This window comes from Streptomyces xylophagus (assembly GCF_000716435.1).
GTDB lineage: Bacteria > Actinomycetota > Actinomycetes > Streptomycetales > Streptomycetaceae > Streptomyces > Streptomyces xylophagus.
The window spans coordinates 299,476-317,828 of record NZ_JNWO01000004.1; the positions used below are offsets into that span (position 1 = coordinate 299,476).

The following is an 18,353-nucleotide window of genomic DNA, read 5'->3' on the forward strand; positions in this document are numbered from 1 at the left end:
CACCGTGACGGATCTGACCACGTTCGCCGAGCTGGGTGGGTCGCTCGCCGCGATAGGCGGCGCGGCCTACGCCCGGCACGCCCACCCGGCGGCGTATTGGTCCACGGTCGGGCTGCCGCTCTCGGTGGCCCGGCTACTGGCCTCGTACTCCTCGACCATGGACGCCTGTGGGCTGACGGTCGAGCCGTCTCGCTGGCGGGCCTTGGCCGTCCGGGCCACTACCAGGCGGGAGGTGCGACCGGTTCCCCCGCGTCGGGGAATGATCCGGCCGACTTCGACGGGGCTCCGGGTTCGGCTGCGGCTGGCCCCGGGGCAGGAACCGGCGGATGTGGCAGCGTCAGTCGAACGGCTGCGGCACGCATGGGGAGTTCACGCCGTGCACGTACGGGACATCAAGCCTGGAGTCGTCGAACTTCGGCTGATCGGCTTCGACGTGCTGCGCACGGTGCGGAGGCCGCGCCGCGTCGAGAGCGGGCTTCTCCGGGTGCCGGTGGCGCTACGGGAGGACGCGACCGCGTTCGTCCGTGACTACCGCGCCGTACCGCACGAACTCGTCCTCGGCGCAACGCTATCGGGCAAGTCCATGTACCTGCGCCACCTGGTCGCCGGACTCGCGGCCCAGTCCGTCGCCCTGGTCGGCATCGACTGCAAGCGCGGCGTCGAACTGGCGCCCTTCGCCTCGCGGCTCTCCGCACTGGCCACCGACCCTGACGAAGCAGCCGAGTTGCTGCCGCTCCTGGTCAAGGAGATGGAGGACCGCTATGACCTGATCAAGTCCCGGCAGGGCATCGCCCCCAACACCCCCGACGAGGAGATCACTTCAGACATCTGGGGCCTGCCCGAGAGCGAACGCCCGGCTCCCATCGTGCTGTTCGTCGACGAGGTGGCCGAACTCTTCCTCGTCGCCACGCGCAAGGACGAGGAACGGCGGGATGAGATGGTCACCCACCTCATCCGGCTTGCCCAGCTCGGCCGCGCGGCCGGCATGTACCTGGAGGTGTGTGGCCAGCGCTTCGGCGCCGAACTCGGCAAGGGCGCCACCATGCTCCGCGCCCAGCTCACCGGCCGCGTCTGCCACCGCGTCAACGACGAAGCCTCCGCGAAAATGGCACTCGGCGACATCGCGCCCGAAGCGGTCTACGCGGCCTGTTCCATCGCCCCCGAGTTGCCTGGCCTCGCCGTCGTCGGTGACACCTCCGGCGGCTGGTCACGCATCCGTACCCCCTACCTGTCCCTCGCCAGCGCTGCGGCTCTCTGCCGTGAGTCGGCGCACCTCGCCCCGGACGTTCCTGCGCTTGCGCCCTTCAAGCCGTACGTCCCGCCCGTGTCTGTAGCGGCCTCCGGAACGGCTGTCGCTCCCCGCCCGGTCGCCGAGTAGCTCCCTCCGAACCATCGGCCGGCGCGGCCGTCCCGCGCCAAGTCCCTACCCCTGCCATGCCTGGAACCGGAAGGAGTGCCGCCGTGCGTACCTTGCCCGTCCGCCCTGACGCCGTACTCGTCCAAGCTCTGATCGCCGCTGCACTGTCCTTCGCTCACCTTCACGACCTGGCCGCCGCTGCTGGACAGAACGGCTGGAAAGCCTGGGCCTACCCGGTCTCCGTCGACCTGTTGTTGGTCGCGGCCTGGCGGCGACTGCGCTCCGGTGGTTCGAAAGCGGCTGGCTGGTGCTGGTTCCTGGTCGCACTGACCACGTCGCTCGGCGCCAACATCGCCACGGCCGGGCTGCTCGACCTGGACGCCGTACCGGCTTGGTTGCGCATCCTCGTCGCCGGATGGCCTGCCGTTGCCTTCCTCGGCGGAACGCTCCTCGCCCACGGCTCGAACGACGTACCCGAGCCGCAAGCACCTCCGGCCGAACTGCCGACCGCGGAACTCGAAACCGCTCCGCCGCCGACAACTCCCGTTCCGCCCGCCCTCGTTGCCCACGCCCGCAAGGTCGCCGACGAACACCGGGCCCGGACGGGAGCACCGATCGACATCCCGACCCTTCGTGCCCGGCTCGGCGTCCCGCTGCCGCTCGCCGAAGCCATCGCCGCCCAACTCACCTGAACCCAGGAGCACTTCCACTCATGCGTCCGTCCACGCTCCGCGCGCTGAACCGCGCTGCCGAGCTGACCCGCCAGAACCGCCTCACCGAAGCAATGCTCATCGCCGAACCCGTGATCCTCATCGCCGACGACGTCGAGGGCGAGGAGATCCGGCGGTGGCTGCTCGACCACGTCGCCGACTTCACCGGCGAGAACCACGACGGCCCGAAGGAGCTGCCCTGATGACCGCCAACCCTCGTTTCCGCCGAGTCGTCCGGATCGGCCCCGTCCAGGTCGCCACGTACAACGACGACCGTGGCCGCGAAAAGCACATCGCCGCCTGCACCGCCCCGCGTTGCGGTGCCTCCGTCGACTACGACAGCCGCGCCGCCGCCGAACTAGCTGCCCGCACCCACCGCTTTCGCGTCCGCTGAGGAGATCCCGTGACTGTCTCTCTCCCCCTTGTCTTCGTCCTGGGCGTCATCGCCTGGACCGCGATCAAGTTCCTCGGCGTGCGCATGTGGGTCGCCGTCGTGATCGCTCTGTTCGGCTTCTGGCTCTCGCACACCTTCCTCGCCCCCGCGATCGAAACCGGCACCCGCACTGGGGTCGGCGTCGTCGACGGCACTGGCAAGTGACAAGGAGGCACACCGTGTTGTTCCGCCCGCAGCTCCCCGAAACCCTGCACCCGCCTACGACGATCACCGCGCACCACCAGGCGCAGAGCCCGGCCCCTGTACCGCCCACCGGTCGCCCGCTCACCCCCTACGTGGGCGCGGTCGTTGCCGTGGTCGTCGTCGGCATCGTCCTCACCGCGCTCCTGGCGGCCGTCGCCGTCACGGCCGTGTCCGTGGCCATAGCAGCCGTGGTCCTGCGCTCCCTCGTCAGCAACGCCAACAGGCGCTGACCGGCCGCCGGGGTGGCAAACGCCGCCAAGCATCCCGCCACCCCGGGGACCGTCCCTCCCAACCACCGAAACAGCCGAAAGGGACTCCCATCCTTACGCACTCGACCCCGCCCCCGCTGGCGGAGCTGAGCACCCTCGCCGCCCTGGGCAACATGCCCGGACTCGCCCGACAACTCGCGGGCCTGGGCGGCTGCACCCACCCCGTACGCCTCGACGGTCACCGCACCGAATACGACGTCGACACCGCGACCGGCGAGATCGGCAATCTCCTCCGCAGACTGGACTCGGCGGCCCTCCCGGCCGGTCACCTCCTGGTCCGCTGCAACAACCGCCGAGCAACCCGCTGCCCGGCCTGCGCCGAGACCTACCGTCGTGACACCTTCCACCTGATCACTGCCGGACTTCGCGGCGGCAAGGGCACAACTGACCGGGTAGCCACGCACCCCCGCGTCTTCGCGACCTTCACCGCCCCGGGCTTCGGCCCGGTCCACAACCGCCGGACCGATGGACGCCCTTGCCGCTGCGGCATCTCCCACGACCAGGACGACACCGAACTCGGTACCCCGCTCAACCCCGACACCTACGACTACGAAGCTGCCGTCCTCTGGAACGCGCACGCAGGTGCCCTTTGGCGGCGCTTCTCGATCTACCTCCGCCGTGAGGTCGCCAAGCTCGCCGGCCTCACCCAACGCACGTTCCGCAATCACGCCCGGATTTCCTTCGCCAAGGTCGCCGAGTACCAGAAGCGCGGCGCCGTCCACTTCCATGCGGTCATCCGCCTCGACGGCCCGGAAGGCGGCGACACTCCGCCTCCGGCCTGGGCCACGGCCGAACTGCTGGCGGATGCCATTCGTTCCGCTGCCTCCGCAGCCCGCGTAGAGGGCCCAGTGATCGAGGCGCGCTCGCACGCCTTCGCGTTCGGCCGTCAGCTCGACGTCCGTCCGATCCGTTCCGCCGACTTCGACGGTGGCCAGGAACTCACCGATCGGGCCGTAGCCGCGTACATCGCGAAATACGCCACCAAGGGCGCCGAAACGACAACGGGCGCCCTGGACCGACCGATTCGGTTCCTCGCCGAACTGGCCCACGCCCGTATCAGCGACCACGCGCGCCGCATGATCCGAACCGCCTGGACCCTCGGCGCCCGCAAGAGCCTTGAACACCTCCGCCTCCGAGCCTGGGCCCACATGCTCGGCTTCCGCGGCCACTTCTCCACCAAGTCCCGCCGCTACTCCACCACCCTCGGCGCTCTGCGCGACGCCCGAGCCGACTGGCGTCGCGCCCAAGCCGCAGCGCTCAACGGGCGAGAGAACGACACGACATACGTCCTCGCCCACTGGGTCTTCGCCGGAACCGGCCTCTCTGACACCGAAGCCTGGCTCGCCGCGTCCCTCGAACCCGCCCCCGGAACGGAAGGAGAACCAACACATGCGTGACGACGAGCTGTTGACCGTGGTCGACGTCATGGCTCGCCTCAAGGTCGGGCGGTCCACGGTCTACGACCTGATCCGCACCCGGCGTCTGCGTTCCGTCGCCATCGGTAGGTGCCGACGTATCCCCGCTTCCGCTCTCCACGACTTCATCTCCGGGCAGTCGGAGCGTGCTGCCTGATGACCAAGCGTCGTAGTCGCGGTGACGGCGGTCTTCACTGGGACGAGAAGAGACAGCGTTGGATCGCCACGGCGAACCTCGGTTTCGACCCGAGCGGGAAGCGGATCGTGAAGCGGGGGAGTGGCAGGACCAAGACGGAGGCGAAGAACAAGCTCAAAGAGGTGCTGCGGGACCACGAGGACGGCCTCGCCATCGCGCCCACCAACTACACGGTCAAGAACGCAGTCACGGACTGGCTCGCCTACGGCCTGGCCGGCCTCGACCCCAGCACCGTCGAAACGGCCACGCTCATGAGCGAGAAGCACGTCATTCCGTCGCTCGGTGCTCGCAAGCTCCGTGACCTCAGTGCGGAAGACGTGGACCGTTGGTTGGCTACCAAGGCGAAGACACTCAGCACGCGTACCCTCCAGGGCCTCCACTCCTGCCTGAACCGTGCGGTCAAGCGGGCCATGGCGCGGGACAAGGTGAAGCGCAACGTCGTCGAGCTGTGCTCGGTGCCGCAGGGACAGGCGGGGCGGCCGTCAAAGGCACTCACCTTCGTCCAGGCCGAGGCCGTACTGAAGGGGGCTGCTGGAACCTCCATGCACGCGTACATCGTCGTCGCCCTGCTGACCGGGGCCCGCACGGAGGAGCTGCGGGCACTCACTTGGGACCACGTCTTTCTGAAGGGGCGGCAGGACTTCGACCCGCCGCAGCCTCCGCACATCGCCGTCTGGCGGTCGGTCCGGCGGAGTGGAGACACCAAGACGCGGAAGTCCCGGCGCACCCTCGCCCTGCCGGCGCGCTGTGTGGAAGCGCTGTGGCAGCAGTTCGAGGAACAGGGGTGGGACCGGCTCGCCGCTGACGAGGAGTGGGAGGAACACGGGCTCGTCTTCTCCTCGGCCGTGGGCAAGCCGCTCGATGCAGCCAACGTCCGCCGCGCCTTCCGTCAGGCGCTCAAGGATGTCGACGGAGTCAACGCCGTCGAGTGGACGCCCCGGGAGCTCCGGCACAGCTTCGTCTCGCTGCTCTCCGACCGGGCCGTCCCCCTGGAGGAGATCTCCCGGCTTGTCGGGCACTCGGGTACCGCCGTGACCGAGGAGGTCTACCGGAAGCAGATCCGGCCCGTGATCCAAACCGGTGCCGTCGTCATGGATGGCATCTTCGGAGCCGATCCGCGGAAGCCGTAGACGCTAAGGCACTCAGGAAGCGATAGTCACGCAGTTAGACACGCAGCAACGCCAGAGGGCCCTCACCGATCCGGTGAGGGCCCTCTGAACTGCTATCTGGCTGTCGGGGTGGCGGGATTTGAACCCACGACCTCTTCGTCCCGAACGAAGCGCGCTGCCAAGCTGCGCTACACCCCGATGTCGCCACTCATCTCGCGGTGCTGCTGCTCATCGCGGCGACGTCGTTTACTTTAGCCCACCGGTGGCTGGAGACGAAATCCGGTTTTGGCGCGGTGGCGGATCGGGTTGGGGCGGGCGTGGTCGAGGGCTACGAGGAGGACGGAGAGGGCGTAGAAGGCGAGGCCTAGGAGGAGGGCGTTGCCCAGGACGCTCTTGTAGCCGTGGTGTTCGACGTCCAGGAAGGTGTAGAGGTAGCGGCCCGGCGTGCCGGGGAGGATCAGTTCGCCGCGGGCCAGATACACCGCCAGGTACGTCAGCGGGTACAGCAGCCACGTCGCCGCCATCCGCAGGTGCAGCCGGCCGGGGGCGGTCAGGAGCAGCCAGTCGATCACCGCCGCGATCGGGGTGACCGTGTGCAGGATCTGGTTCGTCACCGCCTGCCAGCCGGTGGGCGACGTCGTACCGCCCGTCATCGCGAACGGGCTCGACGCGTGCGTCAGGATCAGGTGGTACACCAGGCCGGTGATCGTGATGTAGAGCAGCGCTGCGCCTGTGACCAGCGGGGAGAGGGGGCGGCGGGCCGTCCACGCTCGGCGGGACGCGACGATCATGACCAGGGCCAGCAGGATGTTGCTCTGGATCGTGAAGTAGGTCAGCACCCGGATCGGGCTGCCGAGGAGCAGGTCGACGGTCACCGCCGATGCCGCCGACAGCGCGACCAGCAGTCGGTACACCGCTGCCAGCGGGCGGCGGTACGGGGCCACCACCGCGGTGGCGGGAACGGGTGAGGCGAGCAGCGCGGGCATACCGGGTACCGCGGGGAGGTCCGGAATGTCCCTGGGTATCGGAGCGGTCATGCCCTCACGCTAGACAGCGAGGGCAAAGGGGGCGATACGGGTGGGCTGGACGAGGTACCCGGTCCGGAGCACGGAGCCCACCCGGTACCCGATACCTCCTACTCCCGGCCCACCAGCGTCAGCAACGTCGCCTCCGGCGGACAGGCGAACCGCACCGGCGTGTACCGGTTCGTCCCGCACCCCGCCGACACGTGCAGGTACGACGTCCGGCCCTCCGCCGTATGCCGGGACAGGCCCTTCACCCGGTCCGTGTCCAGGTCGCAGTTGGTCACCAGGGCGCCGTAGAACGGGATGCAGAGCTGGCCGCCGTGCGTGTGGCCGCCGAGGATCAGGGGATAGCCGTCCGCCGTGAACGCGTCCAGTGCCCGCAGGTACGGCGCGTGCACCACGCCCATCGAGAAGTCGGCGTCGTCCGACGGGCCGCCGGCCACGCGCGCGTAGCGGTCGCGTTTGATGTGCGGGTCGTCCAGGCCCGTCAGTTCCACCGACGCGCCCTCGAGCTTCAGCGTGCCGCGCGTGTTCGTCAGGTTGAGCCAGCCCGCCGCGTCGAAGCCGTCCCGCAGGTCCTCCCACGGGTTGTGGATGGCTCCTACGACGGGCGGGTTGCCGTTCAGCCCGTGGCGGCCCGCGGTCTTCTCGAACAAGTACCGGGCGGGATTACGGGGTTTGGGGCCGTAGTAGTCGTTGGAGCCGAAGACGTACGCCCCCGGGAACTCCATCAGCGGACCCAGCGCGTCCAGGACCTCGGGGACGCCCTCCGGGTCGGAGAGGTTGTCGCCGGTGTTGATCACGAAGTCGGGACGCAGGCCCGCGAGCGAGCGCAGCCAGCGCTGTTTCTTGCGCTGGCCGCCGACCATGTGGATGTCGGAGACCTGGAGGACTCTGAGCGGTCGCATGCCCGCCGGCAGCACCGGGACCGTCACCCGGCGCAGGCGGAAGGAGCGGACCTCGAAGCCCGCCGCGTAGACCACACCGGCGGCACCGGCCGCCGCAATTCCCAGAGGTACTCCATATCGCGCGCGCATTCCTCCATCGTGTCAGACCCCACTGACACCCCGTCGGCCGCAGCCCCTTAAAGCCGCGGCCCGGTAAATCGGCGGGCGGAGCCGGTTGCGCACCTGCGAGAATCACACCCATGACCACGACGCTCAAGGCGAAGCTCCAGGAAGACCTCAACACCGCGATCAAGGCGCAGGACAAGCTGCGTTCCTCCACGCTCCGGCTGACGCTCGCCGCGATCACCAAGGAGGAGGTCGCGGGCAAGGAGAAGCGCGAGCTCTCCGACGACGAGGTCCTCAAGGTGATCACCAAGGAGGCGAAGAAGCGCCGCGAGGCCGCGGACGCCTTCGAACAGGGTGGTCGCCCGGAGCAGGCCGCGCAGGAGAAGGCGGAGGGCGAGGTCCTCGCCGAGTACCTGCCCAAGCAGCTCGGCGACGAGGAGCTGACCGCGATCGTCTCCCAGGCCGTCGAGGAGGCGAAGGCGGCCGGCGCCGAGGGGCCGCGCGCCATGGGCGCCGTCATGAAGATCGTGAACCCGAAGGTGGCCGGACTGGCCGAGGGCGGCCGCGTCGCCGCCGTGGTGAAGAAGCTGCTCGCCGGCTGACCCACCCGCCGAACACAGACATGTGGCTACGACGCCGTACACACATGTGGCTACGACGACGGGGGCGCCCCTTCCACAAGGGGCGCCCCCGTCGTCGTAGACGAAGAAGCAGAAGAACTACCGGCAGCCGGGGTGCTATCCCCTGTTGCCGCCGTTCCCGTTGCCGTTGTTGCCGCCGTTCGTCGTGCCCTGGATGAAGCCGTCCGGCAAGGAGATCGTCGGGGTCGGGGTGGTGCCGCCGTCGGTCGTGCCGGTGGTGCCGCCGTCGGTGGTCGTGCCCCCGTTGTCGTTGTTCTTGCCGCCGTCGTTGCCCTTGTCCTTCTTGACGGGGTCCGGGATGTTGACGAGCTGGAAGGACTCGGCCTGCTTGCCCTCCAGGGCGCCGGTCATGGCGTCCTTCCAGATCGGGCCGGGGGTGTCGGCGCCGTAGACCTGGTCGTGCCAGACGCCGCCGATGCGGATGCTGGTCATCTCGACGTTCTGCTTGGCGCTGCCGACCCAGACCGCGCCCGCGAGCTGCGGCGTGTAGCCGACGAACCAGGCGTTCTTGCGGGAGTCCGTCGTACCCGTCTTACCGGCGCTCTCGCGGTCGGTGAGGCCGGCCTCCTGGCCGGTGCCGGAGTCGACCACGCCGCGCAGCACGGTGTTGATCGTGTCGGCGGTCTTCTTGCTCATCGCCCGCGAGCAGGTGGACTTGGGGACGGCGAGCGACTTCTGTTCGTTGCCCACCTTCTGGGTGATGGACTCGATGGCGATCGGCGTGCAGTACGTGCCCTCGTTGGCGAAGGCCGCGTACGCGGAGGCCATCGTCAGCGGCGAGAGGCCCTTGGAACCGAGCGCGATGGCCGGGACCTCGGGGATCTTGTCGCCGTTGCCCTGCACGACGCCGAGCTTGCTGGTCATGCTCACCACGGGGCACAGACCGATGTCGGAGATCATCTGCACGAAGTAGGTGTTGACCGACTTGGCCATCGCCTCCTTCAGCGCGTACGGACCCTTCTCCGACTCGCTCTCGTTCTCCACCGTCGCGCCGTCCGTGTTGACCCAGTTCTTGCCGCTGCAGGTCGAGACGGGGCTCGGGTAGTCCATCGAGTACGGCGCCGGGTACTGCTGGGTGGCCGGCAGGCCCTGCTCCAGCGCGGCCGCCGCCACGAACGGCTTGAACGTCGAACCGGTCGGGAAGCCGAAGTTCGAGCCGCCCATGTCGGCGTTGACCGAGTAGTTGTACTCGGTCTCGTTCTTGCCGTAGCCGTACGGCTTCGACTGGCCCATGCCGAGGATCTTGCCGGTGCCGGGCTCGACGAGGGTGGCCGCCGCGGCGACCTTGTCCGACTTGTAGATGTGCTCCTTGAGCGAGGCCTGCACCGAGTCCTGGGCCTGCGGGTCCAGGGTCGTACGGATCGTCAGGCCGCCCTGGTTCCAGATCTTCGCCCGGGCCTCCTTGGTCTTGCCGAAGACCGGGTCGCTCAGGAAGACCTTCTCGACGTACTTGCAGAAGAAGCTGGCGCCCTTGACCGCGGTGATGCAGCCGTTCTTCGGCTGGCTGACCTTCAGGCCGAGGTCGGACTGCTCGGCCTTGAGGGCCTCCGCCTTGGAGATGTCGCCGACCTCGGCCATGCGGGCCAGCACGGTGTTGCGGCGCTTCTTGGCCTCGGCCTCGTCGTTGATCGGGTCGTAGCGCGTGGGCGACTGCACGATGCCCGCGAGGAGCGCCGACTGCTGGAGGTTCAGGTCCTTGGCGTGCTTGGAGAAGTAGCGCTCGGACGCGGCCTCGACGCCGTAGGCCTGCTCGCCGAAGAAGGTGATGTTCAGGTAGTTCTCGAGGATCTTCTTCTTGCCGAGCTTCTCCTCGATCTGGATCGCGTACTTCAGCTCGCGGACCTTGCGGCCCAGCGTCTGCTGAGTGGCCTGCGCGACCTTCGTCGGGTCGTCGCCGGCCTCCTCGATGAAGTAGTTCTTCACCAGCTGCTGGGTGAGCGTCGAGGCGCCCTCGGAGACCCCGCCGCTCTGCGCGTTCTTGTTGAGGGCGCGCAGGACGCCCTTCAGGTCGATCGCGCCGTGCTGGTAGAAGCGCGAGTCCTCGATCGCGACGATCGCCTTCTGCATGTACGGCGAGATGTCCTTGAGCTCCACCACCGTGCGGTCACGGGAGTAGACCGAGGCCAGCTGGTTGCCCTTGCTGTCCAGGATCGTGGTGCGCTGGCTCAGCTGAGGGCTCTTCAGATTGTCCGGGATGTCGTCGAATCCCTGGACCGAGCCCTTGGCAGCGAGTCCCAGCGCGCCGGCCGCGGGCAACGCGATTCCGGCCATGACGGCACCGGCGAGCACACTGACACCGAGGAACTTGGTGGCCTGCTGCAGAGGGGACAGACCACCACCCGAGCGCTTTTTTGGCATGGGGGCAGCCTACGTTCTCATTCGCCGGACACGTGTCTAGGCCTTGGCCTAAGCTGCTCTCAACTGTCACAGCAGAGCGGTCACGTATCAATACGTCCGGCGACCCCGAATCGTTCCGGTCGTTCCCAAGTTTTTTGTGGGGGGCGTGTCCGAATCCGCCTCCTGTGTCACCTGGTGCCCGTTGTGGCGCATGACAACTGTCCCGGTTCGCCGGGAAAGTCACGCATGTCGCCCCCTCACTCCCCCGGGTGATCTGCCGCTTACCCATAGTCCGTTCGGGCCATTCAAGATTGGGCCCGAAGGGGGTGTTGCGCTGTGCCCACCTTCCGTAACGTCCTCAACTGGCGGCGGTGAATATGCCGCTGCCGCCGTGGGGGAGCCTCGATTCGGGAGAGGACGGCGCCGGTATGGGCTGGGTTACCGACTGGAGTGCGCAGGCGGCCTGCCGCACTACCGATCCGGATGAACTGTTCGTTCAAGGAGCAGCGCAGAACAGGGCGAAGGCAGTGTGCACCGGATGTCCGGTACGCACGGAGTGCCTCGCCGATGCGCTCGACAACCGCGTCGAATTCGGCGTGTGGGGAGGAATGACGGAGCGGGAGCGCCGCGCACTGCTGCGCAGGCGGCCCACTGTCACTTCATGGCGCCGGCTACTGGAGACCGCGCGCATCGAGTACGAACGAGGGGTCGGCATCATCCCCCTCGACGACGACGAGATCTACGAGAACTACGCGGCGGTGGGCTGAGGCCCACCGGTCCCTTCGGCGCCGACCTCGGGCGATCCCCGGGGCACGCGCCCGGAGGTCCGCGTCAGACCGTTGTCTCGGGCAGCTCCGGCCGACCGGCCGCGAGCCGGTTCCCGATGTCCCGCAGCCCCGCGAGGTCATGCACGTCGCCGGGCAGCGCGGCCACTTCGGCCACGGCCACCTCGGGGTGGCGTGCGGTGAAGCGGTCACGTGTGCGCTGCTCGCGGGAGAGCAGCCGCATCCGGTCGGCATGCAGCCTGAGCAGGCCTGCGGTGAGTTGTTCTACGGATCGCTCGTCGTCGGAGGGCTTGTCGTCCGTGGCGGCGGACCGCTCCTGGTCGGTGTCGGCGGGGGAGCCTTCGTCAGGAGCTGCGGCACGAGCCGATGTCCCGGAAGCGGGAGATTCTGAACTGCCGTACGTGTCGGGAGAGTTACGAAGTCCAGCTTTCCCGCCCACCTGATCGACAATGCGGGGCTCTTCAAGATTTTCCGCGGCGGCGAGTGCCCGCTCGGCCGACAGCCGGGCGGCTCCGCTGCCGTGGACCCGGTTGAGCACCAGACCGGCCAGCGGCATGTCCTCGGCCGCCAGCCGCTCCACGAAGTACGCGGCCTCGCGCAACGCGTCCCGCTCCGGGGCCGCGACCACCAGGAACGCGGTGCCGGGCGCCTGAAGCAGTTTGTACGTCGCGTCCGCGCGCGTGCGGAACCCGCCGAAGGTGGTGTCCATCGCGGCCACGAACGTCTGGACGTCCTTGAGGAGTTGACCGCCGAGCAGCTTGCCGATCGTGCCGGTCATCATCGACATGCCGACATTGAGGAACTTCATCCCGGCCCGTCCGCCCAGCTTCGCCGGGGCGGTCAGCAGCCGGATCAGCTTGCCGTCCAGGAACGAGCCGAGACGTTTCGGCGCGTCCAGGAAGTCGAGGGCCGAGCGCGACGGCGGGGTGTCCACGACGATCAGGTCCCAGTCGTGCTGGGCGCGCAGCTGGCCCAGCTTCTCCATCGCCATGTACTCCTGCGTGCCCGCGAAGCCCGCCGAGAGCGACTGGTAGAAGGGGTTGCTCAGGATCGCGGCCGCCCGCTCGCGGTCCGCGTGCGCCTCGACGATCTCGTCGAAGGTGCGCTTCATGTCCAGCATCATGGCGTGCAGTTCGCCGTCCCCGTCGACGCCCTTCACCCGCCGCGGAGTGTTGTCCAGCGAGTCGATGCCCATGGACTGGGCGAGCCTGCGGGCCGGGTCGATGGTCAGGACGACGACCCGGCGCCCCCGCTCGGCGGCCCGCAGCCCGAGCGCCGCCGCGGTGGTCGTCTTGCCGACCCCGCCCGAGCCGCAGCACACCACGATCCGGGTCTCCGGGTCGTCGAGCAGCGGGTCGACGTCGAGCACGCGCGCGTGGGAGATCTGATGGGAGCGGGCGGGGTCCTGCGCCTGGGCCGGGTCCGGACTCATGACATCCCCTGCTTCCGCAGCTCGGTGGCGAGTTCGTACAGGCCCGCGAGGTCCATGCCCTCGGCGAGCAACGGCAGTTCGTGCAACGGCAGGCCCTGCTCGGCGAGTACGGCCCGCTGGTCGTGCTCCAGGGCGTACCGCTCGGCGTACTCCTCGGCCTGCGCGAGCAGCGGATCCACCAGCTTCTCGGCATTGCCACCGCGCCGCGCCCCGCCGAGCCCGGCGGCGGACAGCGACTGGGCGACGGCGGTGCGCGGCACGGCCCGTACGAGATCCAGGTCGGCCGCGTCCAGCACCTCGGGCCGCACCATGTTCACGATGATCCGGCCCACCGGCAGCCGCGCCGCCCGCAGTTCGGCGATGCCGTCCGCGGTCTCCTGGACGGGCATCTCCTCGAGGAGCGTCACCAGGTGCACGGCCGTCTCCGGCGACTTCAGCACCCGCATCACGGCCTGCGCCTGATTGTGTATCGGGCCGATCTTGGCGAGCCCGGCGACCTCGTCGTTGACGTTGAGGAAGCGGGTGATGCGCCCGGTGGGCGGCGCGTCCATCACGACGTAGTCGTAGGCGAACCGCCCGCTCTTCTCCTTGCGCCGGACGGCCTCGCAGGCCTTGCCGGTCAGGAGGACGTCCCTGAGGCCGGGCGCGACCGTGGTGGCGAAGTCGATCGCGCCGAGTTTCTTCAGGGCGCGGCCGGCGCTGCCGAGCTTGTAGAACATCTGGAGGTAGTCCAGAAGGGCCAGTTCGGGGTCGATGGCCAGCGCGTACACCTCCCCGCCCCCGGGAGCGACGGCGATCTTCCGCTCCTCATAAGGCAGCGTCTCCGTCTCGAAGAGCTGCGCGATGCCCTGGCGACCCTCGACCTCGACGAGAAGCGTCCGCTTCCCCTCGGTGGCCAGGGCCAGCGCGAGGGCCGCGGCCACCGTGGTCTTGCCGGTACCGCCCTTGCCACTGACGACCTGGAGCCTGCTCACGTCTTCGAGCCTAACCAGTCCGCGCCCGAACCAAGCGGGAGGCTGTGGACAACGCGACGGCGGAGGGCCGGTGGGCAGCCGCTAAAGTCGGCCGCATGACCAAGTGGGAATACTCGACTGTGCCGCTGCTCGTCCACGCCACGAAGCAGATTCTGGACACCTGGGGCGAGGACGGCTGGGAGCTCGTCCAGGTCGTGCCCGGGCCGAACAACCCCGAGCAGTTGGTGGCCTACCTCAAGCGGGAGAAGGCATGAGTGCCGTCGAGGCCCGGCTGGCCGAACTCGGCCTGACCCTGCCGGCCGTCGTCCCGCCGCTCGCCGCGTACCAGCCCGCCGTACAGAGCGGTGTCTACGTCTACACCTCGGGCCAACTGCCCATGGTGGACGGCAAGCTTCCGGTCACCGGCAAGGTGGGCGCCGAGGTCACCGCCGAGGAGGCCAAGGAACTGGCCCGCACCTGCGCGCTGAACGCCCTCGCGGCGGTCAAGTCCGTCACCGGTGACCTGGACCGCATCGCGCGCGTGGTGAAGGTCGTCGGCTTCGTCGCCTCGGCCTCCGACTTCACCGGCCAGCCCGGTGTCGTCAACGGCGCCAGCGAGCTGCTCGGCGAGGTCCTCGGCGACAAGGGCGTGCACGCGCGGAGCGCGGTCGGCGTGGCGGTGCTGCCGCTGGACTCGCCGGTCGAGGTCGAGATCCAGGTCGAGCTGACGCAGGCGTAATCGCTGTCCCGGAGTGTGCGATCGGGCCTGATCGTGGTCCTGGGGTGCACGTTGTTGCCTCTCGAACATCCGCGCACTACGGGATAGCCTCCGCCCATGGCGAACGGTCAGTGGTATCCGGCGGAGTGGCCCGAGCGCATCCGCGCGCTCGCGGAGGGCGCGCTCACGCCGGTCGCGCCCAGGCGGGCGGCCACCGTGATGCTCCTCAGGGACACCGACACCGGCCCCGCCGTCCACATGCTGCGCAGACGCGCCTCCATGGCCTTCGCCGGGGGCGCGTACGCGTATCCGGGCGGCGGTGTCGACCCGCGCGACGACGAGCTTCACGTCCGCTGGGCGGGCCCCACGCGCGCGTGGTGGGCGAACAGGCTGGGCGTCGACGAGACGGCGGCCCAGGCGATCGTGTGCGCGGCGGTCCGCGAGACCTACGAGGAGGCGGGCGTCCTGCTCGCCGGCCCGACCCCCGACACCGTGGTCGGCGACACCACGGGCGCCGACTGGGAGACGGACCGGGCCGCCCTGGTCGCCCGTGACCTGTCCTTCGCGGAGTTCCTCGACCGCCGGGGCCTGGTCCTGCGCTCCGACCTGCTGGGCGCGTGGGCCCGCTGGATCACCCCGGAGTTCGAGACCCGCCGCTACGACACCTGGTTCTTCGTGGCCGTCCTCCCGGAGGGCCAGCGCACCCGCAACGCCTCCACGGAGGCCGACCGCACGGTGTGGATCACCCCGGCCGAGGCGGCCACCGGCTACGACAAGGGCGACCTGACGATGATGCCGCCGACGATCGCGACCCTGCGCGGGCTTATCCCGTACGGCAGCGCGGCCGAGGCGTTGTCGTCGGCACCGGAGCGCGATCTGACGCCGGTCATTGCCCGGGCGCGCTTGGAGGACGGCGAGATCGTCCTGGCGTGGCCGGGGCACGAGGAGTTCACGAAGCACATCCCGACCGACCTCTCGACCGGTGGAGCCCCCGCATGACCGACGCAGCCGCCCTCCCCGGCCAGCCACGCGGCGGGGTCCTCACCGGCCCCGCCACCGCGCGTGCCGTCAACGTCCTCGCGCCCAACGCGTCCGCGATGACCCTGGACGGGACGAACACGTGGATCGTGTCGGAGCCGGACTCGGAACTGGCCGTGGTGATCGACCCGGGGCCGTTGGACGAGGGGCATCTGCGCAATGTCGTCGACACGGCGGAGAAGGCGGGCAAACGGGTCGCGCTGACCCTGCTGACGCACGGACACCCCGACCACGCCGAAGGCGCCGTCCGCTTCGCCGAGCTGACGGACACGAAGGTCCGCGCGCTGGACCCGGCGCTGCGCCTCGGGGACGAGGGGCTCGCCGCCGGGAACGTGATCCGGGTCGACGGCCTGGAGCTGGTCGTCGTGTCGACGCCCGGGCACACCGGGGACTCCCTGTGCTTCCATCTCCCGGCCGATCAGGCCGTCCTGACCGGGGACACCGTCCTGGGGCGCGGTACGACCGTCGTGGCGCATCCTGACGGCCGCCTGGGCGACTACCTGGACTCGCTGCGGCGGCTGCGGTCCCTCACGGTCGACGACGGCGTCCACACCGTCCTGCCGGGGCACGGGCCGGTCCTGGAGGACGCGCAGGGTGCGGTGGAGTTCTATCTCGCGCACCGCGCCCACCGGCTCGCCCAGATCGAGACGGCCGTCGAGAACGGCCACCGGAGCCCGGCCGAGGTCGTCGCCCACGTGTACGCGGACGTCGACCGTTCGCTGTGGCCGGCGGCGGAACTGTCCGTACGGGCCCAGTTGGACTACCTCAAGGAACACGGCCTGATCTAGTCAGCGGGGCGTGTTGCCTTCACGCCGTGCACGCGCGCGTACTCGTCAGCGAGCCACGGGCCCAGATCGTCGACGTACGACCGCAGAACGCTCGCGTCGCCCGTCGGTTCGTAGCCGAACACCGCCGCCCTGCGCAGCTCCTCCGCCCGCTCCGGGTAGTACGCGCCGAACGCCTCGGCCATCTCCCGCAGATCGCTGGTCCAGCCGTTCCAGCGGGGCATCACGAGGGTGAAGGCGGTGCGGACGAGGTGCCGGGACATGAAGCGCACCAGGGGGCGTCGGGCCTCGTCCGTGTCCTCGGCGCCCGCGATGCGCTCGCGCCAGCGGGGGAGCAGCAGCGCCAGGTCGCCGTTGGTCTCCCGGGCGAGCAGCGGGTCGGGGCGGTAGCGGGGCAGGTACTCGGCGAGGTCCTCCCCGAGCAGAGGTGTGCACAGGCAGGCCACGAACCACCCCATGTCGTACGTCTCCGGCTCGCTCAGCAGCCGTGCCCGGCCGTACAGCAGGATGCCGGTCCCGTCGATCTCCGGGAACTCCTTGTCGAGCGCCTCGCCGAGGCTCCGTGCCGCGTCCCGGTCCTCCTCGGTCGGCTCCTGCCGGGTCACCACGAGCAGGTCCAGATCGCTGCGCCCCACGCGCGCGGTGCCGCGCGGGATCGACCCGTAGAGGTACGCGCTGTTGAGGCGTCCCCCGTAGACGTCGATCAGCCGGTCACGCGCGGTGGCGACGACCGGCCGGAAGGCGTGCGGGACACGCCCCAGGGAGCCCTCGCGCTCGATGTACCCCTGGGCGTCGAGTCCTCTTCGGTGAACCGTTTCGGGCATGGGATCACTGTGCCGGGGGACGGGTCCCGGGGCAGTGCATTTACGCTCGCCGGACGGGGTCATCTCCAGCGGAACACCCGCAGCCCGTGGCTGTAGTCGCCGGCTTCGCAGCCCACGGCGACCAGGTCGCCGGACGCGGCGACGAGCGAGTCGAAGGCGGTGCCGCGCAGCCTGCGCCGGGCCACCACCCGGCCGTTGGCGGGGTCGAGCACGCTGAGCCGGCCGCCGTACTCGTGCACGACCGCCAGCCGGCCGCCGTGGGCGAGGGGAGTGTCCTGGTACGTCTCCTTGCCGTGCCACTCCCACAGGAGCTCGCCGGTCGAGACGGAGTACGCCCCGAGGCGGTTGCCGCTGTCGCGCTCCGCCCTGTCCTGGGGGACCAGGCCCACCAGCAGGACGTCGCCGCTCACGGCGACCCGCTCGCCGAACCTCTCACAGCCGTCCGGCGGCGTCAGCGTCACGCCGTCCGTCCCGCCGTCGCCGAGGAAGAGGAGCCGGTGCCTGCCGCGTGCGCCGCGTGTCCTCAGGACCGCCACGAAGGGGTGCGCGCTGAGGACGGACACGCTCTCCACGCCCGGGTCGGTGACGTCGTACTTCCACCGGACCTCGCCCGTGTCCACGTCGAGGGCGCGCATCACGGGCCGCGCCTCCCAGTCCTTCCAGGACTCGCCGGTCGTCGCGATGAGGCCGCCGCCGAGGGCGACCTTGGCCGGAAGGTGCCCCAGCGGGGCCGCGTCCTGTTTCCGGCGGCGTACGACCTCGCCGGTGCCGACCGCCAGCGAGGTGAGGCCGACGCGTTTGGCGTCCCGGCGCCCGTCGTCGTAGTGCATCACCACCCCGACGCCGTCCACGGTGTCGGCGGACACCAGGCCGACGACCTGCTCGGCGGGCGGTCGCCAGGTCCACAGGGGCTCGCCCGTGGCCGCCCGGAACGCCCGTACCCGGTCGGCGTGGGCGATGACGACGGTGTCGTCCGTCAGCCAGAGGCCCAGCGGGTGTCCGCCGCCGTCGCCCTTCTCGTCGGGGGTTCTCCACAGGCGGCGCGCCGATCTCCGCCACCGGGAGTGCTTCCAGACCGACTCCGGTGCGCTGTCCTCGTACATCCCCAC

22 protein-coding genes and 1 tRNA gene are annotated in these 18,353 nt (G+C 69.8%); 15 read left to right on the forward strand and 8 right to left on the reverse strand.

From position 1 onward, the window contains the following. Positions 1–4: 4 nt before the first annotated feature. The 9 genes from OO70_RS10845 to OO70_RS10885 all read left to right on the forward strand — a co-directional run bounded on the left by OO70_RS10845 (position 5) and on the right by OO70_RS10885 (position 5,714). Positions 5–1,378, forward strand: a complete 1,374-nt coding sequence (locus OO70_RS10845; RefSeq protein WP_043667815.1) for an FtsK/SpoIIIE domain-containing protein — start codon at positions 5–7, stop codon at positions 1,376–1,378. 83 nt (positions 1,379–1,461) lie between these two features. Continuing rightward, entirely contained in the window at positions 1,462–2,049 is a 588-nt protein-coding gene (locus tag OO70_RS10850) for a DUF2637 domain-containing protein (protein ID WP_043667484.1), read from the forward strand. 20 nt (positions 2,050–2,069) lie between these two features. Continuing rightward, positions 2,070–2,270: a hypothetical protein gene (locus tag OO70_RS10855; RefSeq protein ID WP_043667485.1), complete on the forward strand. Its 201-nt coding sequence runs from the start codon at positions 2,070–2,072 to the stop codon at positions 2,268–2,270. Beyond that, positions 2,270–2,461 carry a mobile element transfer protein gene (locus OO70_RS10860; RefSeq protein ID WP_043667486.1) on the forward strand — a complete coding sequence of 64 codons (192 nt, stop codon included), beginning with the start codon at positions 2,270–2,272 and terminating at the stop codon, positions 2,459–2,461. The genes OO70_RS10855 and OO70_RS10860 overlap by 1 nt, the downstream gene beginning before the upstream one ends. Positions 2,462–2,470: 9 nt before the next feature. Further along, complete coding sequence (locus OO70_RS10865; protein ID WP_043667488.1) at positions 2,471–2,665, forward strand: hypothetical protein; 195 nt, start codon at positions 2,471–2,473, stop codon at positions 2,663–2,665. Positions 2,666–2,682: 17 nt separating this feature from the next. Beyond that, positions 2,683–2,934, forward strand: coding sequence for a hypothetical protein (locus tag OO70_RS10870; RefSeq protein ID WP_043667818.1), 252 nt, complete (start codon positions 2,683–2,685; stop codon positions 2,932–2,934). Positions 2,935–3,086: 152 nt separating this feature from the next. Beyond that, positions 3,087–4,370 carry a replication initiator gene (locus OO70_RS10875; protein ID WP_043667490.1) on the forward strand — a complete coding sequence of 428 codons (1,284 nt, stop codon included), beginning with the start codon at positions 3,087–3,089 and terminating at the stop codon, positions 4,368–4,370. Then, positions 4,363–4,545, forward strand: coding sequence for a helix-turn-helix domain-containing protein (locus OO70_RS10880; protein ID WP_043667491.1), 183 nt, complete (start codon positions 4,363–4,365; stop codon positions 4,543–4,545). The genes OO70_RS10875 and OO70_RS10880 overlap by 8 nt, the downstream gene beginning before the upstream one ends. Further along, positions 4,545–5,714 (forward strand): site-specific integrase, encoded by a 1,170-nt coding sequence (locus OO70_RS10885; RefSeq protein WP_043667493.1) that lies wholly within the window; start codon positions 4,545–4,547, stop codon positions 5,712–5,714. The genes OO70_RS10880 and OO70_RS10885 overlap by 1 nt, the downstream gene beginning before the upstream one ends. A gap of 103 nt (positions 5,715–5,817) precedes the next feature. Here OO70_RS10885 and OO70_RS10890 read toward each other — a convergent pair. The 3 genes from OO70_RS10890 to OO70_RS10900 all read right to left on the reverse strand — a co-directional run bounded on the left by OO70_RS10890 (position 5,818) and on the right by OO70_RS10900 (position 7,755). Beyond that, a tRNA-Pro gene (locus OO70_RS10890) sits at positions 5,818–5,891 on the reverse strand. A gap of 53 nt (positions 5,892–5,944) precedes the next feature. Continuing rightward, the gene (locus tag OO70_RS10895) at positions 5,945–6,730 is read right to left on the reverse strand and encodes a Pr6Pr family membrane protein (protein ID WP_043667495.1); all 786 of its coding nucleotides are present in this window, start codon (positions 6,728–6,730) and stop codon (positions 5,945–5,947) included. 98 nt (positions 6,731–6,828) lie between these two features. Further along, positions 6,829–7,755 carry a metallophosphoesterase gene (locus tag OO70_RS10900; RefSeq protein ID WP_043667497.1) on the reverse strand — a complete coding sequence of 309 codons (927 nt, stop codon included), beginning with the start codon at positions 7,753–7,755 and terminating at the stop codon, positions 6,829–6,831. Between the two features lie 110 nt (positions 7,756–7,865). On the opposite strand from OO70_RS10900, the gene OO70_RS10905 reads away from it, so the two are divergent. Beyond that, positions 7,866–8,333, forward strand: coding sequence for a GatB/YqeY domain-containing protein (locus OO70_RS10905; RefSeq protein ID WP_043667499.1), 468 nt, complete (start codon positions 7,866–7,868; stop codon positions 8,331–8,333). A 135-nt stretch (positions 8,334–8,468) separates the two neighbouring features. On the opposite strand, the gene OO70_RS10910 is transcribed toward OO70_RS10905, so the two are convergent. Beyond that, positions 8,469–10,730: a transglycosylase domain-containing protein gene (locus OO70_RS10910; protein WP_043667501.1), complete on the reverse strand. Its 2,262-nt coding sequence runs from the start codon at positions 10,728–10,730 to the stop codon at positions 8,469–8,471. Positions 10,731–11,137: 407 nt separating this feature from the next. On the opposite strand from OO70_RS10910, the gene wblA reads away from it, so the two are divergent. After that, positions 11,138–11,476 carry a transcriptional regulator WblA gene (gene wblA / locus OO70_RS10915; protein ID WP_019063745.1) on the forward strand — a complete coding sequence of 113 codons (339 nt, stop codon included), beginning with the start codon at positions 11,138–11,140 and terminating at the stop codon, positions 11,474–11,476. 64 nt (positions 11,477–11,540) lie between these two features. Here wblA and OO70_RS10920 read toward each other — a convergent pair whose 3' ends face one another. Continuing rightward, positions 11,541–12,926, reverse strand: coding sequence for an ArsA family ATPase (locus tag OO70_RS10920; protein ID WP_043667503.1), 1,386 nt, complete (start codon positions 12,924–12,926; stop codon positions 11,541–11,543). Then, entirely contained in the window at positions 12,923–13,900 is a 978-nt protein-coding gene (locus tag OO70_RS10925) for an ArsA family ATPase (RefSeq protein ID WP_043667505.1), read from the reverse strand. The genes OO70_RS10920 and OO70_RS10925 overlap by 4 nt, the downstream gene beginning before the upstream one ends. 95 nt (positions 13,901–13,995) lie before the next feature. Here OO70_RS10925 and OO70_RS53675 point away from each other — a divergent pair, with 95 nt between their 5' ends. The 4 genes from OO70_RS53675 to OO70_RS10940 all read left to right on the forward strand — a co-directional run bounded on the left by OO70_RS53675 (position 13,996) and on the right by OO70_RS10940 (position 16,423). Next, complete coding sequence (locus tag OO70_RS53675) at positions 13,996–14,154, forward strand: DUF4177 domain-containing protein (protein ID WP_019063748.1); 159 nt, start codon at positions 13,996–13,998, stop codon at positions 14,152–14,154. After that, on the forward strand, positions 14,151–14,618 hold the full coding sequence (locus OO70_RS10930; RefSeq protein ID WP_043667507.1) for a RidA family protein: 468 nt from the start codon (positions 14,151–14,153) through the stop codon (positions 14,616–14,618). The genes OO70_RS53675 and OO70_RS10930 overlap by 4 nt, the downstream gene beginning before the upstream one ends. Before the next feature lie 96 nt (positions 14,619–14,714). Next, positions 14,715–15,596: an NUDIX hydrolase gene (locus OO70_RS10935; protein WP_043667510.1), complete on the forward strand. Its 882-nt coding sequence runs from the start codon at positions 14,715–14,717 to the stop codon at positions 15,594–15,596. Then, complete coding sequence (locus OO70_RS10940; RefSeq protein WP_043667512.1) at positions 15,593–16,423, forward strand: MBL fold metallo-hydrolase; 831 nt, start codon at positions 15,593–15,595, stop codon at positions 16,421–16,423. Before OO70_RS10935 ends, OO70_RS10940 begins: the two co-directional genes overlap by 4 nt. Here the strand turns inward: OO70_RS10940 and OO70_RS10945 are convergent. Together OO70_RS10945 and OO70_RS10950 are read right to left on the reverse strand one after the other, a co-directional pair. Next, positions 16,420–17,244 (reverse strand): nucleotidyltransferase domain-containing protein, encoded by an 825-nt coding sequence (locus OO70_RS10945; RefSeq protein ID WP_043667514.1) that lies wholly within the window; start codon positions 17,242–17,244, stop codon positions 16,420–16,422. The two genes, OO70_RS10940 and OO70_RS10945, sit on opposite strands and share 4 nt — an antisense overlap. A gap of 59 nt (positions 17,245–17,303) precedes the next feature. After that, entirely contained in the window at positions 17,304–18,347 is a 1,044-nt protein-coding gene (locus OO70_RS10950) for an outer membrane protein assembly factor BamB family protein (RefSeq protein WP_043667516.1), read from the reverse strand. Positions 18,348–18,353 lie beyond the last annotated feature (6 nt).

Bases quoted from the DNA above. Each gene is read 5' to 3' on its own strand.
- OO70_RS10855 (WP_043667485.1), top strand. From the start codon at position 2,070: ATGCGTCCGTCCACGCTCCGCGCGCTGAACCGCGCTGCCGAGCTGACC.
- OO70_RS10930 (WP_043667507.1), top strand. From the start codon at position 14,151: ATGAGTGCCGTCGAGGCCCGGCTGGCCGAACTCGGCCTGACCCTGCCG.
- OO70_RS10950 (WP_043667516.1), bottom strand. From the start codon at position 18,347: ATGTACGAGGACAGCGCACCGGAGTCGGTCTGGAAGCACTCCCGGTGG.
- OO70_RS10885 (WP_043667493.1), top strand. From the start codon at position 4,545: ATGACCAAGCGTCGTAGTCGCGGTGACGGCGGTCTTCACTGGGACGAG.
- OO70_RS10880 (WP_043667491.1), top strand. From the start codon at position 4,363: ATGCGTGACGACGAGCTGTTGACCGTGGTCGACGTCATGGCTCGCCTC.
- OO70_RS10900 (WP_043667497.1), bottom strand. From the start codon at position 7,755: ATGCGCGCGCGATATGGAGTACCTCTGGGAATTGCGGCGGCCGGTGCC.
- OO70_RS10940 (WP_043667512.1), top strand. From the start codon at position 15,593: ATGACCGACGCAGCCGCCCTCCCCGGCCAGCCACGCGGCGGGGTCCTC.
- OO70_RS10875 (WP_043667490.1), top strand. From the start codon at position 3,087: ATGCCCGGACTCGCCCGACAACTCGCGGGCCTGGGCGGCTGCACCCAC.
- OO70_RS10920 (WP_043667503.1), bottom strand. From the start codon at position 12,926: ATGAGTCCGGACCCGGCCCAGGCGCAGGACCCCGCCCGCTCCCATCAG.
- wblA (WP_019063745.1), top strand. From the start codon at position 11,138: ATGGGCTGGGTTACCGACTGGAGTGCGCAGGCGGCCTGCCGCACTACC.
- OO70_RS53675 (WP_019063748.1), top strand. From the start codon at position 13,996: ATGACCAAGTGGGAATACTCGACTGTGCCGCTGCTCGTCCACGCCACG.
- OO70_RS10945 (WP_043667514.1), bottom strand. From the start codon at position 17,244: ATGCCCGAAACGGTTCACCGAAGAGGACTCGACGCCCAGGGGTACATC.
- OO70_RS10860 (WP_043667486.1), top strand. From the start codon at position 2,270: ATGACCGCCAACCCTCGTTTCCGCCGAGTCGTCCGGATCGGCCCCGTC.
- OO70_RS10905 (WP_043667499.1), top strand. From the start codon at position 7,866: ATGACCACGACGCTCAAGGCGAAGCTCCAGGAAGACCTCAACACCGCG.
- OO70_RS10935 (WP_043667510.1), top strand. From the start codon at position 14,715: ATGGCGAACGGTCAGTGGTATCCGGCGGAGTGGCCCGAGCGCATCCGC.
- OO70_RS10895 (WP_043667495.1), bottom strand. From the start codon at position 6,730: ATGACCGCTCCGATACCCAGGGACATTCCGGACCTCCCCGCGGTACCC.
- OO70_RS10910 (WP_043667501.1), bottom strand. From the start codon at position 10,730: ATGCCAAAAAAGCGCTCGGGTGGTGGTCTGTCCCCTCTGCAGCAGGCC.